Here is an 18,412-nt window from a genome sequence, read left to right as displayed (position 1 = left end):
GAGCACAGGCCGGTTTCCGTGGTCGGCCTTATACTTTTGTGTGCAGCGACCCTGATCTTCCTCGTGGTCATTTGGCTTGTCGGCAGCGCCTTTGCGCGGTCCGAACCAAATTTCACCCAGAGTGAAGCGGTCGGCGGCGGCGTGGTAATTGCGTCTGTGCGTTGACGAGCCGACATACCACTTCCTGAATTGATCAACAGAACTTTGGAGTGCGCGGTAGCGAACCAATCCGCAACCGTGCAAGGGCATTAGCTACGTGTCTGGAGTAGCCGCAGCGCAACCGATCGGCCCGCCAAACCAATCCACCACCAAGGCTCCGCGCGCGAACAAAACAGGAACAAATTCCTTTTCATATAGGTCTGGTTGTGGCAATCTCTTGGAAAAGGAGATTCTGATGAACGCGATATCCCGGCAACCGGAGGATGAAATCGATGAGGCGTTGGCCTACCATCAGGGCGATGCTCGGGCGACGATTGCCGCGCTGCTTTCCGAACGCGAATTCCTTCTGCGCGAGATCGAGTATGCCTCGCTCGCCCTGTCTTATGGCTTTGCGCGTGGCTGGAAGCCGGGACGCCAGACCCCGGCGCGATAGACTTCAGCGGCGTCACGTGCGAAGCTTGTAGCAGAGTAAAGCGAGGCACGATGAAACATAGTCCTAAACAAATACCCGCGGTCGGCGTAAAGCCAAAACCCGTTCTAAGTCCTTCCGAGCAGAAGAATCTGGCGACAACGCTTGCCGCGACCGCCATCATCAACGATGAAACCGCAAAATGGGAAAACAAGACCGCGCGTCTCAAGGCCTTGCGCCTTGCAAAGGAAGCTGCGGAACAGACGGACGTTTCCACGCGTGCTCCTGCGACGAAATCAAAGACTGTGCGCAAGGCAAAGGCGAGATGATCCCGTTCTTAAAGTTCAATCCGGGTTCGCACGGACGGACGGCCGTTCTCCGTCCATTGAAGGCGGCGATAAATATTTTCAAATAGAAATGGGTATCTGAAGGACCGAGGCAATTCGTTATATTACACGCAAATATTTTATTGGGTTGTGGCATTGACGAAATAAAGCCTGGTGTTTATATAAGTCCCATCGGTATTTGGTAGTTTGTCAGTCCTTTTATTGCGCCACTAGGCGCTCTGAAAAAATCCTTCTTCAAAAATCGAGCTAAAAAACTGCTTGGCGCGTCGTGCCGAGGGTAGAAATATTTCCATTGAAAGGGTTCATCATGAGCACTGGAACAGTAAAGTGGTTCAATTCCACAAAGGGCTTCGGCTTCATTCAGCCGGATGATGGTTCGGCAGACGTGTTCGTTCACATCTCCGCAGTTGAGCGCGCAGGTATGCGCAGCCTCAACGACGGTCAGAAGATCAGCTTCCAGCTGGTCCGTGACAACAAGTCCGGCAAGATGACAGCTGATCAGCTGCAGGCTGCCTAAAGATAATTCGTCTCTGCGGTCTTTGACCACGGATGTACTGGCACTGGTTGCGAGATGAATTTGAGAAGGTCGGGTTTTCCCGGCCTTTTATTTTGCCCGGATTTTCACATTCGGGAAAACCAAGACATTTCATCGCATTGCAAAGAAATGTCTGGAAAGAAGCATCACGCCATATGACAGTGCGGCGGTAACGAATCCGCATTGAAGGAGTATTGCGGCGATGAAAGTTCTTGTTCTGGGCAGTGGCGTCGTCGGTGTCACATCGGCGTGGTATCTGGCGCAGTCGGGACATGACGTCGTCGTCGTCGATCGCCAGCCAGGGCCGGCCCTCGAAACAAGCTTTGCCAATGCAGGGGAAATTTCACCCGGCTACTCATCACCATGGGCAGGTCCCGGCATTCCGGTAAAGGCGATCAAATGGATGCTGATGCATTTCGGCCCCTTGGTCGTGCGGCCAAAGTTCGATCCCTATATGGCGCTTTGGCTCATCCGCATGCTGCGTAACTGCACTTCGGCCCGCTATGCCCGCAACAAGGCGCGCATGGTGCCCATTGCCGAATATAGCCGCGACTGCCTGAAGGAGCTGCGCTCTGAAATCGGCATCGCCTATGACGAGCGCATGCAAGGCACGTTGCAGCTTTTCCGCACCCAGAAGCAATATGAAGGAACGGCCAGCGACATCGAGGTGCTCAAGCAGTTCGGCGTTCCCTACGAACTTCTCGATCCCGCGGGCTGCATCGGTGCGGAACCCGCACTTGCCAATGTCAAAGGCAAGTTCGTCGGCGGCCTGCGTCTTCCCGGCGATGAAACCGGCGATTGCCAGATGTTCACCGACAAGCTGGCAAAGCTATGCGCCGAAAAAGGCGTCGCCTTTCGTTTCAACACCACCATCACGTCGATAAACACATCCGGAAATCGCATCGCCAGCGTCTCGACGGAAACCGAGGAGTTCACTGCCGACGCCTATGTGGTGGCATTCGGCAGTTACTCGCCTTTCCTCTTGCGGCGCATAGGCGTTCACATCCCGGTCTACCCGATCAAGGGGTACTCCATCACGGCGCCAATTGCCGATCCGGATTCGGCACCGGTTTCGACGGTTATGGACGAAACCTACAAGGTCGCGATCACGCGTCTCGGCGATCGCATTCGCGCTGGCGGAACGGCCGAAATTTCCGGTTACGACCTGAGCCTTCGCGACGCGCGGCGGGCAACGCTGCATCACTCGGTCGGCGATCTCTTCCCGGGTGGCGGCGATCTTTCCAAGGCGACATTCTGGACCGGTCTGCGGCCGATGACACCGGATGGTCCGCCGATTATCGGGGCCAGCAAATATTCGAATCTTTACCTCAATACTGGACACGGCACGCTTGGCTGGACCATGGCCTGCGGTTCCGGGCGCGTCCTTGCCGATATCGTCTCTGGCAAATCGCCGGATGTCGACGCATCTCCGCTTGAAATCACGCGGTACGGCTAACCCATTTTAAACATTACAAATTGTTTAGATTGGCGTTCAGATTTCATTCATCTCGTCAGGACTAAACCATGGGCGTCTCCCAAGACAACCTGTGGTTTAGTTCAGCCACGCAACAGACGAGGTAACACAATGAAAAAGATCGCTCTGGCAACACTTGCCCTATCGTTGCTGGCATCCCCAGCGGCTTTCGCCCAGCAGCAACATTCGCACCAGGGTTACCGCTACGGCCATCCGCAAAACCAAGTTGTCGTCAAGAAAACGGTGACCGTGAAAAGAAATCACTGGTCGCGGGGTAAGCAGCTTCCGCCGAGCTACCGCCGCCACGTGGTGCGTGATTACCATCGTTATCACCTGCGCACCCCACCGCGCGGTTATCAGTGGGTGAAGGCCGATAATGACTACGTCATGGTCAGCATCGCGACGGGTATCATTTCCGCGCTTGTCCAGGCTCGCTGAGCGTAGAAAATATTCGAAGGGCGGCGTTCAGACGCCGCCCTTTTCGATTCAATCAACAAAGACGCGAACGCTCGCTGCCCGTCCGGCTGCATCGATGACGGTGAGCGTCGAAAAACCCCCGCCATCCGGCAGCCATTGATTGACGCGGCGGCGCGATGTTTCCGGCAACGGCTTGCCATTCGCAAGCCAGCGGAACGGGGCGCGACCGCCTTGCAGCTTCAATGCCAACGGCATGATTTCGCCGCCCGACTTTGCACCGAGATCAACCCTTGCTCCTTCGGGCGGATAGACGATTTGCGGCGCCGGCTCGCGCGTCGATGCTGTGACGAGCCCGCTCGACGTTACCGAGAACCGTCGCTGGCTGATCGGCAATTGCGCCTGTGCGATGCGTGCTGCGCCGGCAGGTGCTGGAGGCATCGGCGTAATGGCGACGCCGGATTTGGCGAAGCCCTCAAAAAGGATCGGTGCTGCCGACCCGAAACCGGTGAGTCCCGGAACCGCGCCATTGTCGGGCCTGCCCACCCAGACACCGAGCACATAATTGCCATCGAAACCCACCGACCAGGCATCACGGTAGCCGTAGCTGGTGCCCGTCTTGTAGGCGATGCCACGCTGGCCGGCACCGAGCGGAGGCATGACGCCCGAGAGGACGTCCGCGACGTTCCATGCCGCCACCGGCTCGAGCAGCGGTTCGGCCATGATTTGCCCAGGCTTGTCCTGAATGCCGTCGCCAAGACGGACGGGTCTGCCCCGGTTGGCAAGCCCTGCATAGAGCTGGACAAGATCCTTCAGCGTTATGCCGACGCCGCCGAGACCGATGGCAAGCCCGGGCGCTTCATTCGGCGGCAGGACCGGCCTGATTTCGGAGCGGCGAAAGCGCATCATCAGCCGCGCCGGACCAACCGCATCGAGAAGGCGCACTGCTGGAACGTTGAGCGAGAGCTGCAACGCCTGCCTGATGCTCACATCGCCCTGATAGCTCATATCGAAATTGCGCGGGCGGTAGCCGAAGAAATCGGCCGGCCGGTCTTCGATAATCGTCTCCTGGCTGACGAGGCCGTCCTCAAAGGCGAGCCCGTAAATAAACGGCTTTAGCGTCGATCCGGGCGAGCGGTTGATGCGCGTCATGTCGATCCAGCCGGAACGGCTGGCATCGAAGTAACTGGCGGATCCGACCTCGCCGACAATCTCGCCGGTGCGCACATCCGCCATTACCATGGCAACGGATACTTTCGCCCCGAGCCGTGCAGCAAAGTCCTTCGCCACGCCTTCGAGCCCCTGCTGGACCGGCCGCCGCAGCGTGGTCATGTGCCGGAGCGTGTCCGGCTCCTTGCGCCTTGCGGCTTCGGCGAGATGGGCAGCGTAGGCCGGCAGCTGCAATCTCTGCGCCGGGATCGATGCGAGTTCGGCGCGCTCCGCCTCTCCATCGCCGACGACCTTTTCAACCGCCATCCGGTGCAGGACGCGCGAACGTGCCGCCTCGGCAAGCGCAAGGTTGCGGTCCGGCCGGCGCCGTTCGGGCAATTGCGGCAGAGCGACGAGAAGCGCCGCTTGCGCCACAGTCAGGCGACGTGGTTCCTTGCCGAAATATGCAAGGCTTGCCGCGCGCACGCCTTCCAGATTGCCGCCATAGGGCGCAAGAGTCAGGTAAAGATCGAGTATCTCGGCCTTGCTGAGGCGTCGCTCGATCTGCAGCGCACGAACGAGTTGCTGCACCTTGGCGGTCAGCGAGCGCCCTTCTCTTGGCTCGATCAGCCTTGCCACCTGCATGGAGAGTGTCGAAGCGCCCGATACAATGCGGCCATTGGCGACAAGCTGTACGGCAGCACGGGCAAGCGCGATGGGATCTATGCCGCGATGCTGCCAGAAGCGCTGGTCCTCATAGGCGATGAGCATCCGCACGAATTGCGGATCGACATCCGTGGCTTTTGTGCCCAGCCGCCAATGCCCACCAGGTGTTGCAAATGCACGAAGCAACTGCCCGTCAGCGTCAAGGACCTCCGGGGAGATGTCGCGGGCCTTCTGCAAAGGCGGCGGATAAGCGCGATCGGCTGCATCAAGGCCAAACGCCAGCGTCGTAGCCAAAGCCAGGTTGGCCGCCATGCCGATGCACAGTTTGCGCCAGATCGACATTATTGTCCTGCGACGACCTCCATGCGGCCGGTGGCAGTGCGCGCCGAGAACTGCGGACGATACATGTCCTCTACGCTCGCTGCCGGATGATCATAGGTGCCGGGGGTTACGGCGCGCACCACATAGGCAAGCGTTATCTCGCCATAGTCGCCGTTGGCGCGGTCGAAGGCCGCAACAAAGCGATCACCGCGAAATTCCGTATGGGCAGCTTCGACTTCGCCGATCCAGTCGAAATTCGACAGGCTGGCGCTGTTGACGAGCCCGGGATTGTCGATCTCGAAGCCAGCCGGCAGAAGGTCGGTGATGAGGACGCGTGACGGCCAGCTATTGTTCTGGGTCACCTTCAGCACCACGACATAGCGCTCGTTCTGTTTGGCCTCGCTGACATTGGCCTCCTGGCCGTCCAGCGTGTAGTAGGTGCGCTCTATGCCAAAGCCATTGCCGCCCGCCGGCAATGGCTGCGCCGGCGACGCGAGGGTCGTCAGGACTGCGGAGACCGGTTCCGCCGATGTGTTGGTGATCGAGACGGGCTGGGCGAGGAGCTCGTCACCGCTCAGGCGCGCGACATAGCCGCCGGTCCGCGCCGTGCCGTTCACATCAAGCTTCAAATCCTGATCGCCGCCCTGGACGGCACGCGCCGCCAGCAGCATCCACGTCTGTTCCTGCGTGCTCGTATAGGTCTTGCGCTCCCACTCGCTGGCGACGATCTTCGACAATTGCGGAATGATCGGCGGGACGGGGCGGCTTTCCGCGGCAAGGGCAAGGACGGCCGCATCGTCGCGAAGCGATGAACCATAGTCGGAGCGCGCGAGGCTGACATTGGTAACGAGTGTGGACTGCTGCAGTGCATCGGTGAAGATGCTTTGTGAACGCTGCGCATCGCCATAGAGCGAGAGGGCGGCGGCGAGATGCGCCCGCGCCAGCGGCGTTGGGAACTCGGCAAGTTTCGTGTCGGCATAATAGCGCAGGTCGCTGATGGCCGCCTTGCGGTTGCGCGCAAGCACGTAGAGCGCATAGGCAATCTCATTGCCCTTGTCCTTGACGCTGACGTCATAGCTCAGCGAATTCTGCAGGTTTTCCAGCGCCTGCACCAGCGCCTGTTCCGGCACCTCATATTTCTGTTCGCGGGCGCGGGTGAGGAAGTCGGTCACGTAGGCATCGAGCCACAAATCGCCCGAGCCGGGGCTCCAGAGGCCGAAGCTGCCTGACGATGACTGGTAGGACAGCACGCGGTAGATCGCGTCCTGGACACGCTTTTGCACGTCCGTATCCTCGGCAATTCCCGACTGCTTGGCGAGTTCACTCATGTAAAGCAGCGGCAATGCCCGGCTCGTCGTTTGCTCGGCGCAGCCATAGGGGTAGCGATCGAGCGTCATCAACAGCGCCGGAATGTCGAAGGCAGCCGAACGCGTCACGTTAAGGCTCACCGAAGCGCCTTGCAGGATGCTGCCCGCCAGCAATTCGCCATCCACCTTCAGCGTGCTGTTCGGTGCGATCTTGATTGGCTTGCGTACCGTGACCGGCAGCGTTGCCGCGCGTACCGGAACATTCAAGGATTGCTCGAGCGACAGGCCGGCCGCGTTCGAAAGCTTCACCGAAACGACGCCGTCGCCCGGATGTTCGCCCTTTAGCGGCAGGGTAATGTCGAATTTGCCGCCGGCGGGCAGGTTGATGGTCTGCGAGGCGTTCGCCGCTTCGACACTGACGACCGGGTTGGTCGTTACCTGCAGCTGATAATCGCCGGCCGGTGCATCGGTGTTGGCGATGTCGAGCCGAAGCGACGACCTGTCGCCCGGCGCGAGGAACTTCGGCATGCTGGCTGTCACGACGACGGGATCGCGGATGATCACATCAGACGTGGCATGGCCTACCCCGGCCTTCGACCAGGCGACTGCCATGATACGTGCCGTGCCGTTGAACTGCGGTATGTCGAAGCTGACATTGGCCTTGCCTTGCGGGTCGAGTTTTACCGGACCCGAGAAGAAGGCGACAAGCTTTTCGGTCGGCGGGCTCCCCTGCATCGGCATCTGCGCACCGTCGCCGCCAGTGCGCAGCTTGCCGGTCACGCCCTGCGAACCATCGATGAGGCGCCCGTAGAGATCACGAATTTCAATGCCGAGTTCGCGCTGGCCCAAATACCAGGCGTCGGGGTTGGGGGCCTCGTAGCGCGTGAGATTGAGAATGCCGACGTCAACGGCAGCGACGGTGACAAAGGCGTTTTCATTTGCGCCCGCACCGGTGACCTGCAGCGCGATGTTGAGCGGTTTGCGGGGTTCCGTCTTTGGTACGACGTCGAGCTTGACGGCAAGGTTGCGATCGCCCGGATTGACCCCCAGCCATTTGACGCCGATGGCGCGCATCGGCATGTGGCTTTCCTGGTCGTTGCCCGGGCGGAACAGAGTTGCCGTAACATAGGCGCCGGCGCCCCAATCGGCAGCGACCGGAATTTCGACTTCGCCGCCTTCGGCAGGTATGTTGGCGCGCTTGGTGAGGAGGAGATTGTCTGCGCCGACTGCGATGAGAAGCTCACCGGCAAAGCGCGGCGACACCTTAAGTTTCGCCGTTTCCCCGGGCGCATAATTTGACTTGTCGAGCGCGATTTCGAGACCGTCCGGCGTTTCGGTCGATGTCGCGGCGACATAGTAGCCCGCGTCGAATTCGACGCTCGATGTCGGGCCGTCCGCGGCGGTGGTTTCAACCTCGAGCCGGAAGCGGCCCCAGGTGACGGGCACCGAGATCTCCGCGCCGTCGATTGTCGTGTTCACTTGTCCGCTCGCGACCTGCTTCGTCGAAAGAATCGGCTCGTATTTCCATGAATTGCCATCGCGATACCATTGATAGTTGCGCTCGACGCTGACCAGCTTCCATTCGAGACCCTGCATCGCCTGCTTCTGGTTGTTCTGGTCGATGCTGATCACATGGAATTTCGCAACCGAGTTTTCCGGCAGGTCGCCGGCGAATTCCGGCTTGATCCCGATCATCGGTCCTGACGGCTTGACGGGGAGCGTCAGCGTCCGCTCGACGGCGCGGCCGCCCGCCTCCTGCATACGCACGACAACGTCGGCATTGAGAAGCTGCGTTGTCGAAGGTACGTCGCTGATCACGACATCGAAGGTGCCCTTGCCGGCATCGTCCAGTGGCTGCAGATCCTCCAGCGGAATACGCGAATCCTCACTGACCTCTTCATCGGCAAGGCCGAAGGAATAGCCCTTGAAGTCGGCGCTTTCGTGCGTCGGCTTCAAGGCGATCTCGCCTTCGAGATTGAGCCCCGCGGCCGGAGCGCCATAGAGGTAGCGCCCATCGACCTTGACCGGCGTCGGCTGGCCGATCTCGATCGATTTTGCATCGCTGGTCAGGTCGAATTCGACCCGGTCCGGTACGAAGTCCTCCACCAGAAACTGCTTTTCCGCGAGGGGCGACGCCTTTGGATCGGTAAAGATCTGCATGGTCCAGGTGCCACGCATGGAATTGGGCTGGAGCGCGAGATCGAGCGTATGGCCGCCGAGATTCGCTCCGTCGCTGACCATGCGGCGGTCTTCGACCCCGTCGGGGCGCTTGAAGATAAATGTAAGCGGCAGTTTTTCGATGGCGTTGGCGGCGTTGTCACGCGCCAATGCCGAGGCATGCACCGTCTCGCCGGCGCGATAGATGCCGCGTTCCGTCCAGGCTAATATGTCGATTGCGCCGGGGGCGGCGCGGCCTGTCACGCCGCGGTCCGAAAGGTCGAAGCCAGCGCGCGTCATATCGAGGAACACGTAGTCGGCATCGCCGTTCTTGGCGGTGATTACGGCGGGTGCGGTGGCTGAGGTGCCGCGCATTAGCCCAGCGGTGAAGGTCGCCCTTCCCTCCGTGTCAGTGGTGGCCGTGCCGAGGATCTCGTTATTCTTGGCGAGAAGCTGCAATTCGACACCGATAAGCGGCTGTGCTGTCGCCAGCGAACGGGCGAACACGTTGAGCCCGTCCGTACCGGCATAGGTCGTCAGACCGATGTCGGAGACGACGAACCACTGCGTTGCCTGCGCGTCCCACTCCTCGGCTTTCGAATCCGGCGAAACGGCGGTCAGCACATAGACGCCCGGCTTGCGCTGGGGCAGCGCTTCATCGACCGGGAAACTCGTAACCACGTCCTTGTTGAGTTCAGACTGAATGTCGATCGCGCCCTGCCATACGAGTTCACCCGATTCGTCCTGCAGGCGCTGCGCGTTGTAGCCGTCGAGCTGGGTCAGGAATTGCGAGCTTGTCATCAGCGGCGCAAGACCACGGTCGCCGATACGGTAAAGCTTCAGATTGGCGCTCGCCGTGTTGACCGAAACGATGGGAATTCCACGCCGGACCGTGCTTGGCAGCACGAAATTGTCACCGGTGAATCGCACCATGGCGGAGCGATCCTGGATGTAGAGGTCAAGATCGACAGGTGCTTCCAGCGCCTCGCCAACGGAGGACGGCAGACCGGGCCGCAGGGCGAGCTTGTAGCGCTGGCCGTGCTCCAGACCTTCCACGCATATCTCGCTGCCGCTCGCCTCCATGGCTTTTGGCGGTGCCCCGTTTAGCGTGACGAAAGGCGCGTAGTCCGTGCCCATCTTCACCAGAGGCTCGGAGAACTGCACGCAGGCGCGCGGCGTCGCGCTGTCCGCGTCAATGGTATGGTTGACAACGCGGAAGCCTTGCCGGGCCTTCAAGTCTGCATAAGCAGCCGCCACCGTCTTGTCGTCGACAAGCTCGAGGCTGGCCTTGTAGGCGCTGAGGGCAGCGCGATAATTCTCGGCGTTCTGCAGTGCTGCGGCGAGGGCGGCGAGCGCATCGGCACGGCTCGAAGCCGTGCGCGTCAGTTGGTAGCCGTTCAGCGCCGCCAACGTGGCCTGGCCGGCAATATAGGTGTTCTTGTCGGCGCGATTGGCAGCGCGAGCCGTCTCGATCCAGAGCGCGCTGTCATCGGGGGTCAACGCGAGAGCCGTCTTGAAGTTGTTCAGCGCATTTTCGAGATTGCCCGCAGCGAGCTCGCCCCGCGCGGCGGCCAGAAAGCCATCGACGCCTTGCGCCTTCTGCGCGTCCGTCGCCGTCAGGCCTCCCTTGACCTGCCGCGCCTCCTGAACGAGCTGATCCGACAGGAATTGCAGCTTCGGCGGCGCTCCGATATCAGGTTCTGCCGCCGTTTCGACGACCTTGCCGGCAATCGATCCCGGCGCCGGCTTCAGCTCTTTGAAATCCGACTTGAGAAAGCACCACCTGGCCTTGGGGTTATAGGTGAAAGCCTTGCAAGTGCGATCAGCGAGGCAAACAACCTCACATTGGTCTTGGGTAACATCCTGTTCCGTTCGAAGATCGAAACCGAAATAATCGCCGTCCTTGGTTACGACCACATCACGGTTCGTCTCTGCTGCCCCGGCTGGCGCGTAAGCTGCGAACATACTGAAAACCAAGAGAGAAAAGCCGAAAACAGCACGCATGGACATCAGGGCCTCCCAACGCTCAGGACCGGCAGATTCCGGCCCTCAATGTCGACGCTGGGCACTGTTCAAACTTCGCCGTAACTTGTCAACAGATCATACGGAAGCTGCAGCGCCCTCCTGTTGAATTTCGGTGCGGATCCAGCGCTGGAACCGCAGCATCTGCGGCGTCGGCTTGCGGTTTTTCGGCGAAACCAGCCAATAGGCGATCGGCGACGGCACCCGGGCTGGAAACGGCGCGACGAGCCTCCCGTCGCCAAGGCTGTTCGACGAACAGGTCCCAGGCGAGCATGATGCCCTGCCCACTGATCGTCGCCTCCAGCGCGAGCCATGGATCGGAGAAGGTCGGCCCGTCAAACGGCAGCGGCCCTTGAAGGCCCGTCGCGACCTGCCATTCATCCCAACTGAACATCGGATTTTCGTAACAGATGATGGGCTGGCGAAAGATGTCGGCTGGCGAAGACAGGCGTGCGGCAAAGGCCGGAGTGCACACGGGGAACATGGATTGCGGCAGTAGGCGTTCCGGCGCGCCGTCGCGCCAGTCACCGCTGCCCAGCCTGATGGCAAGATCAATATCGGATCGGTTGAGATCGAGCAGCCCCGGAGACGGATCGATGCGGATTTTAAGATCGGGGTAAGCAGCGCGCAACCGCCCGAGCCGTGGCACCAGCCATTTCGAGGCGAAAGTGGGCGCAACGGACAGGAGCAGTGCCTGTTCGGTGCTCTCGGCAAGCGCGACCGCCTGCGAGAGTTGCTGAAAACCATCGGCAAGGCGTGGCAGCAGGCTGCGGCCGAAGCCCGTCGGCACCAGACCGGCCCGCGTACGCTCGAAGATCGCCTGGCCGATCTGTTCTTCCGTGCGGATCAATTGCTGGCTGACAGCACTGACTGATACGCCGAGTTCATCGGCCGCTTTGGGCAATGAGCCGAGCCGCCCGATCGCTTCTACGGCTTTCAGTCCGTTCAAATGAAACCGGTTGAGATTTTTCATGTAGATTTTCTTCACGCCTATATCGGCAATCTTGATTGCACGTGCTGATTGCTCGGCCAATAATAGCGCAAATCTCGAGCTCAAGGAGATCGTTTATGAAGATTTTCTTTTTAATGCGCATCTTCTGGCGATCCGCTGTCGCAAAGCGGGAGCGCGGCGACGGCGAAATCCTTGACTGGCAACGGGATCCGTTATCGCATCCCGTTCTCGACGCGATGTGCCTCGACGAGTTGGCTGATTTGCCATTCGACGCCCGCTCGGTGAGTCGCCAATAACAATTCAGGCGGCAACTGATCCAGGCTTGCGGATATGCTTGGCGGCGGCGATGACGAGATCGTCCAGGCCGTTGCCGTCCTTGTCGAGGATGGCGAAGAGCTGGGTGCGCATGCGCGGCTCCCAGAAATGGTTGATATGCTCGGCGACGCCGACAATCGCCTCGTCCTTCGGCTGCGTGTGGAAGAAGCCCGCGATCTGATTGGCCATGTAGACCAGTTTCTGTTCCGTCGACTTGTGGCTTTCACTATCCATATTGCACCAATTGAACTGTCGGACTTTGAATAAGTGTGGATGCGGCGGAATCGGGATTGGCCTTTGCCGGGGCACTGGCTGCCGCCTCGTCGGCTTTGGTCTTCACCTGCGTCAGCACATGCGGGATGCGTTCCGGCCGGGTGAAGACATCGAACTCTTCGCCGCGCACCAGCGCAACGAGCGTCATGCCGGCGGCTTCAGCCGTACGAACCGCCAGCGCAGTCGGGGCAGAGACGGCAATGAGCATCGAAGCGCCGATGATCGCGGTCTTCTGGACCATTTCGATCGAAACCCGGCTGGTGATGACAACCGCGCCGCTCTCGCCGTCAACACCGGCCCTGCAGAGCGCGCCAGCGAGCTTGTCGAGCGCATTATGCCGGCCAACATCCTCACGCACCGCGACGATGCCCTGCCCCGGCACATAGAAGCCTGCCGCGTGCACCGCACCTGTTTCGCCATGAAGCGGTTGGCGCCGCGACAAGGAGGTCATGGCATCGGCGATCTCCTGCGGCGTCAGCGTCAGGCGCACCTTGTCCACCGAAGCCACCGGCTTCAACGCCTGCTCGATCGATTCAATGCCGCACAGCCCGCAGCCGACTGGACCCGCCATGCGGCGGCGACGGTCCGTCAATTCCTGCCCGGCTTCGGTCGCAAGACGCAGCTGGACGTCGACACCCTCATTATGTTCCTCGACGGCAATTTCGCTGATCTCGCCAAGCTGCGAAACGATCCCTTCGGAAAGGCTGAACCCAACGGCGAAATCCTCCATATCGGCGGGAGTCGCCATCATGACTGCGTGGGTGGTGCCGTTATAGCTGAAGGCAATCGGCGTTTCCTCGGGCACAATCCGGCCTTCCACCGCGTAGCTGTCATCCGCGCCTTTGCGGCGACGGATGATGCGCGGGACGGAAAGCCGGGTCGGCCGCTCGCTCATTGCTATTCCGCCGCGTCGAGCGTCGCCGCAATCCGGCGGCTTTGGCGCGCCTGCTCGTCATACTTGACCTGCCAGTCGCTGGGCCCGTTCGATACAGCCACCTGCACCGCCGTGACCTTGTATTCCGGACAATTGGTTGCCCAGTCCGAAAAGTCCGTGGTGATGACGTTGGCCTGCGTCGAAGGGTGATGGAAGGTCGTATAGACGACGCCGGGCGACACACGATCGGTGATCAGGGCGCGCAGTGTTGTCTCGCCGGAACGGCTTGCGACCTTCACCCAATCGCCATCGCGCACGCCGCGCTGCTCGGCGTCGTGCGGATGGATCTCGAGGCGGTCCTCTTCATGCCAGACGACATTGTCAGTCCGGCGCGTCTGCGCACCGACATTGTACTGCGACAGGATACGCCCCGTCGTCAGAAGCAGCGGGAAGCGGGGCCCGGTACGCTCGTCAGTCGCGACATATTCTGTACGGATAAATTTGCCCTTGCCGCGCGCGAAGCCGTCAATATGCATGATGGGCGTGCCGAGTGGCGCCTTCTCGTTGCACGGCCACTGCACCGATCCCTCTCTTTCGAGAAGCTCATAGGATACGCCGGCGAAGCTTGGCGTCGTCAGCGCAACTTCGTCCATGATCTGCGACGGATGCGTATAGTTCCAGTCGAGCCCCATCGCCTTGGCGAGGTTTTGCGTAACCTCCCAGTCAGCATAGCCGTTGAGCGGGCTCATCACCTTGCGCACGCGGTTGATGCGACGCTCGGCGTTGGTGAACGTCCCATCCTTTTCGAGGAAGGTCGAACCCGGCAGGAAGACGTGGGCGTAGTTGGCCGTCTCGTTGAGGAAGAGATCGTGGACGACGACGCACTCCATTGCGGCGAGACCCGCCGCAACATGCTTGGTGTCCGGATCAGACTGGAGGATATCCTCGCCCTGCACATAAAGCCCCTTGAAGCTGCCATCGACAGCGGCATCGAGCATGTTCGGAATGCGAAGGCCGGGTTCATCCTGGAGCTTCACCCCCCAGAGCTTGTCGAATATATCGCGGGTCGATTCGTCCGAGATATGGCGGTAACCCGGCAACTCGTGCGGGAACGAGCCCATGTCGCAGGAACCCTGAACGTTGTTCTGGCCGCGCAGGGGATTAACGCCAACGCCCTGGCGTCCGATATTACCGGTCGCCATGGCAAGATTGGCGATGGCCATAACCGTCGTCGAACCCTGGCTGTGCTCGGTAACGCCGAGACCGTAATAAATGGAGCCATTGCCGCCGGTCGCGAAAAGGCGCGCAGCCTGGCGCAGCATTTGCGGGTCGACCCCCGAAATCTGCTGGGTGGCTTCGGGGCTGTGTTCCGGCGACGAGACAAAAGCTGCCCAATCCTGGAATTCGTCCCAGTCGCAGCGCTCGCGGATGAACCGCTCGTCAAACAGCCCTTCAGTGACGATGACATGCGCCAGCGAGGTGACGACCGCCACGTTGGTGCCGGGGCGCAGCGGCAGATGATAGGCGGCCTCGATGTGCGGGCTGCGGACAAGATCGATGCGGCGCGGGTCAACGATGATCAGCTTCGCGCCCTTGCGCAAACGCTTTTTCAAACGCGAGGCGAAGACGGGATGTCCATCGGTCGGGTTGGCACCGATGATCATGACGACATCGGTATGCTCGACGCTGTCGAAATCCTGTGTGCCGGCCGAAGTGCCGAAGGTCTGTTTCAGGCCATAGCCGGTCGGCGAGTGGCAGACGCGAGCGCAGGTATCGACATTGTTATTGCCCAAACCGGCGCGCACCAGCTTCTGCACGAGGTAGGTTTCCTCATTGGTGCAGCGCGACGAGGTGATGCCGCCAACGGAGTTACGGCCATACTGGTACTGGATGCGGCGAAACTCGTTGGCGACGTGCTTGTAGGCCTCGTCCCAGCTGACTTCGCGCCACGGATCGCTGATCTTTTCGCGGATCATGGGGTTGAGGATACGGTCCTTGTGGGTCGCATAGCCGTAAGCGAAACGGCCCTTGACGCAGGAGTGACCGCGATTGGCCTTGCCGTCCTTCCACGGCACCATACGCACCAGTTCTTCGCCGCGCATCTCGGCCTTGAACGAGCAGCCGACGCCGCAATAGGCACAGGTCGTCACCATCGAATGCTCGGGCTGACCGATCTCGATCACCGACTTTTCCGTCAGCGTCGCCGTAGGGCAGGCCTGCACGCAGGCGCCGCAGGATACGCATTCGCTTTCGACGAAACTGTCATGCGGGCCAGCGGCCACGCGGCTGTCGAAGCCGCGGCCCTGGATCGTCAGCGCAAAGGTGCCCTGCACTTCCTCGCAGGCGCGCACGCAGAGCGAGCAGACAATGCATTTCGACGGATCATAGGTGAAATAGGGGTTGGACTCGTCCTTGGGCAGCCACTGGTCATTGGCGACAGTCCCCGCCCTGGCAAAAACGTGGTTTTCGCCCTCATAGCCATAGCGAACATCCCGGAGACCGACGGCGCCGGCCATGTCCTGCAACTGGCAGTCGCCATTGGCGGCGCAGGTGAGGCAGTCGAGCGGGTGATCGGAGATGTAAAGCTCCATCACGCCCTTGCGGATATCCTTCAGGCGCGACGTCTGGGTATGGACGACCAGACCCGGCATCGCGGGCGTTGTGCAGGAAGCGGGCGTGCCGCCGCGACCTTCGATCTCGACGAGGCACAGGCGGCAGGAACCAAAAGCGTCGACCATATCCGTGGCGCAGAGCTTTGGAACCTCGATGCCGGCTTCCATGGCGGCGCGCATGATCGACGTGCCCTCCGGCACAGTCACCTCGTTTCCGTCGATGGTCAGAGTGACCAGCTTTTCGGACCGCGAGGCGGGCGTGCCGTAATCGATTTCATGAATCAGGGACATTGTCTTCTCCTATTCCGCAGCCTGGGCGACAGGCGCCGGCCGGAAATCTTCAGGAAAATGCGTCAGCGCGCTCATGACGGGATAGGGCGTGAAACCGCCAAGGGCACAGAGCGAGCCGAACTTCATTGTATTACATAAATCGGTCAGAACCTTGATCTGTTTTTCAGGTTCGACATTGGCCGCGATGCGGTCCACCACCTCGACGCCGCGCGTCGACCCGATACGGCAGGGCGTGCACTTGCCGCAGGATTCAACCGCGCAGAATTCCATGGCGAACCGCGCCTGCTTCAGCATGTCGACCGTATCGTCGAAAACGACGAGACCGGCATGGCCGATAAGGCCGTCCTTCGCCGCGAACGCCTCGTAGTCGAAGGGCGTATCGAAGAGTTCGCGCGGGAAATAGGCGCCGAGCGGACCGCCCACCTGCACCGCCTTGACGGGGCGGCCACTTGCCGTGCCGCCGCCAATATCATCGACGATGTCACCGAGCGTCAGGCCGAATGCCGTTTCGAAAAGGCCGCCATGCTTGACGTTGCCGGCGATCTGCAGCGGGATGGTGCCGCGCGACCGGCCCATGCCGAAATCCTTGTAGAAGGTGGCGCCCTTGTCGAGAATGACCGGGACCGAGGCCAGCGAGATCACATTGTTGATGACGGTCGGACGGCCGAAAAGGCCCTTATGGGCGGGAAGCGGCGGCTTGGCACGAACGATGCCGCGGCGACCTTCAAGGCTTTCGAGCAAGGCAGTCTCTTCGCCGCAGACATAGGCGCCGGCGCCAACGCGCACCTCCATGTCGAAGGCATAGGGCGATCCGAGCACCGATTTTCCAAGCACGCCCGCCCGGCGCGCGACCTCGACCGCCTCGTTCATCACCGCGACCGCATGCGGATACTCGGAGCGTATATAGACATAGCCCTTGGTCGCACCAGTGGCGATGCCGGCGATCGTCATGCCCTCGATGAGGACAAAAGGATCGCCTTCCATGATCATGCGGTCGGCAAAGGTGCCGCTATCGCCTTCATCGGCGTTGCAGACGATGTATTTTTGCGCGCCTGCGGTGTCGAGCACGGTCTTCCACTTTATGCCGGTCGGGAAACCTGCGCCGCCACGGCCGCGCAGTCCGGATTCCGTCACCTGGGCGACAATTTCGGCCGGTGCCAGCGTAAGCGCGTTTTCCAGGCCCTTGAGGCCGTCGTGGGCACGGTAATCCTCAAGCGAGACGGGATCGATAATGCCGCAACGAGCAAAGGTCAGCCGCGTCTGTCGCGCGAGGAACGGCAGCTGATCCGTAAGGCCGAGCCAGAGCGGATGCACCCTGCCCTCGCCCATCCCGTTGTCCAGCAATGCCGGTACCTCCGACGCCTTGACCGGACCATAGGCCACGCGGCCGGATAGCGTTTCGACCTCGACCAAAGGTTCAAGCCAATACATGCCGCGCGAACCATTGCGCACGATGCGGGCATCGAGACCGCGACTGTCGATTTCAGACTGCAGAGCTTTTGCAACCCGCTCGGCGCCGAGCGCGAGCGCACCTGAATCGCGCGGAACGTAGAAGGTCACGGTCATAGCCGCACCTCCGTCATGATCTCTTCAAGCCTTTCTGCGTCAAGGCGACCAATGACTTCACCATCGAGCATTGCCGAAGGCGAGCAGGCGCAAAGACCGAGGCAATAGACCGGTTCGAGTGTTACGGCGCCATCAGGAGTGGTGCCATGCCAGTCAATCCCGAGAAGTTCGCGGGCGCGATCGGCCAGCGCATCGCCGCCCATCGACTGGCAGGATTCAGCCCGGCACAGTTTCAAAACGTGCCGCCCGGCCGGATGATCGCGGTAGTCATGATAGAATGTGAAAACGCCGTGGACCTCGGCGCGCGAAATATTGAGAGCGCTGGCAATGATCGGCAGCGTTTCCCTTGGAACATAGCCGAACTCAGCCTGCAACTCGTGCAAGATAGGAAGCAGAGGACCTTCTTTGCCCTTCAGTTGATCGATAATGCCTATCGCCCTTTCGGCGATATCGGTACTTGCACTCTGCATACTGTGCAGTGCCCTCCCTCATGTTTCTCCCTGTTCTTTAGAACAGATCAAATATGGCATTATATATCAATATCGCAGTCTCGTCATTCGATAGAAGAT

General features: G+C 60.7%; 14 protein-coding genes. 6 read left to right on the top strand and 8 right to left on the bottom strand.

Annotation, left to right across the window (positions count from 1 at the left end; translation table 11 throughout):
- Positions 1-394: 394 nt before the first annotated feature.
- From BLR72_RS14620 to BLR72_RS14600, 5 genes are all read left to right on the top strand, one after another.
- Positions 395-592, top strand: a complete 198-nt coding sequence (locus BLR72_RS14620) for a hypothetical protein (RefSeq protein WP_027230164.1) — start codon at positions 395-397, stop codon at positions 590-592.
- 50 nt (positions 593-642) lie between these two features.
- Positions 643-897, top strand: coding sequence for a hypothetical protein (locus tag BLR72_RS14615; protein WP_091919562.1), 255 nt, complete (start codon positions 643-645; stop codon positions 895-897).
- Between the two features lie 325 nt (positions 898-1,222).
- Positions 1,223-1,432: a cold-shock protein gene (locus BLR72_RS14610; protein WP_027230165.1), complete on the top strand. Its 210-nt coding sequence runs from the start codon at positions 1,223-1,225 to the stop codon at positions 1,430-1,432.
- Positions 1,433-1,652: 220 nt separating this feature from the next.
- On the top strand, positions 1,653-2,906 hold the full coding sequence (locus BLR72_RS14605) for a D-amino acid dehydrogenase (protein ID WP_091949800.1): 1,254 nt from the start codon (positions 1,653-1,655) through the stop codon (positions 2,904-2,906).
- A 129-nt stretch (positions 2,907-3,035) separates the two neighbouring features.
- Positions 3,036-3,362: an RcnB family protein gene (locus BLR72_RS14600; protein ID WP_091949798.1), complete on the top strand. Its 327-nt coding sequence runs from the start codon at positions 3,036-3,038 to the stop codon at positions 3,360-3,362.
- Positions 3,363-3,410: 48 nt separating this feature from the next.
- Here BLR72_RS14600 and pbpC read toward each other — a convergent pair whose 3' ends face one another.
- From pbpC to BLR72_RS14585, 3 genes are all read right to left on the bottom strand, one after another.
- A complete protein-coding gene (gene pbpC / locus BLR72_RS14595) occupies positions 3,411-5,495 on the bottom strand; it encodes a penicillin-binding protein 1C (protein ID WP_091949796.1) in 2,085 nt (694 codons plus the stop codon).
- Positions 5,495-10,942, bottom strand: coding sequence for an alpha-2-macroglobulin family protein (locus BLR72_RS14590; protein ID WP_091950263.1), 5,448 nt, complete (start codon positions 10,940-10,942; stop codon positions 5,495-5,497). The genes pbpC and BLR72_RS14590 overlap by 1 nt, the downstream gene beginning before the upstream one ends.
- Positions 10,943-11,030: 88 nt before the next feature.
- On the bottom strand, positions 11,031-11,933 hold the full coding sequence (locus BLR72_RS14585; protein WP_348271825.1) for a LysR substrate-binding domain-containing protein: 903 nt from the start codon (positions 11,931-11,933) through the stop codon (positions 11,031-11,033).
- A 95-nt stretch (positions 11,934-12,028) separates the two neighbouring features.
- Between BLR72_RS14585 and BLR72_RS14580 the strand changes: the two genes are divergently transcribed.
- Positions 12,029-12,208, top strand: coding sequence for a hypothetical protein (locus tag BLR72_RS14580; RefSeq protein WP_091949794.1), 180 nt, complete (start codon positions 12,029-12,031; stop codon positions 12,206-12,208).
- A 4-nt stretch (positions 12,209-12,212) separates the two neighbouring features.
- Here the strand turns inward: BLR72_RS14580 and BLR72_RS14575 are convergent, their stop codons facing one another.
- Genes BLR72_RS14575 through BLR72_RS14555 form a run of 5 tightly spaced genes read right to left on the bottom strand, consistent with a single transcriptional unit; the run spans position 12,213 to position 18,313 of the window.
- Positions 12,213-12,461, bottom strand: coding sequence for a formate dehydrogenase subunit delta (locus BLR72_RS14575; RefSeq protein ID WP_027230171.1), 249 nt, complete (start codon positions 12,459-12,461; stop codon positions 12,213-12,215).
- Entirely contained in the window at positions 12,454-13,395 is a 942-nt protein-coding gene (fdhD, locus tag BLR72_RS14570) for a formate dehydrogenase accessory sulfurtransferase FdhD (protein WP_091949792.1), read from the bottom strand. Before fdhD ends, BLR72_RS14575 begins: the two co-directional genes overlap by 8 nt.
- A gap of 2 nt (positions 13,396-13,397) precedes the next feature.
- Positions 13,398-16,277: a formate dehydrogenase subunit alpha gene (gene fdhF / locus BLR72_RS14565; RefSeq protein WP_091949791.1), complete on the bottom strand. Its 2,880-nt coding sequence runs from the start codon at positions 16,275-16,277 to the stop codon at positions 13,398-13,400.
- A 9-nt stretch (positions 16,278-16,286) separates the two neighbouring features.
- A complete protein-coding gene (locus BLR72_RS14560; protein ID WP_027230174.1) occupies positions 16,287-17,843 on the bottom strand; it encodes a formate dehydrogenase beta subunit in 1,557 nt (518 codons plus the stop codon).
- The gene (locus tag BLR72_RS14555) at positions 17,840-18,313 is read right to left on the bottom strand and encodes a formate dehydrogenase subunit gamma (RefSeq protein WP_091949789.1); all 474 of its coding nucleotides are present in this window, start codon (positions 18,311-18,313) and stop codon (positions 17,840-17,842) included. The genes BLR72_RS14560 and BLR72_RS14555 overlap by 4 nt, the downstream gene beginning before the upstream one ends.
- Between the last annotated feature and the right edge of the window lie 99 nt (positions 18,314-18,412).

This window comes from Phyllobacterium sp. YR620, from assembly GCF_900104165.1.
Lineage (GTDB): Bacteria > Pseudomonadota > Alphaproteobacteria > Rhizobiales > Rhizobiaceae > Phyllobacterium > Phyllobacterium pellucidum.
This window is presented reverse-complemented; position numbering and strand designations above follow the sequence as displayed.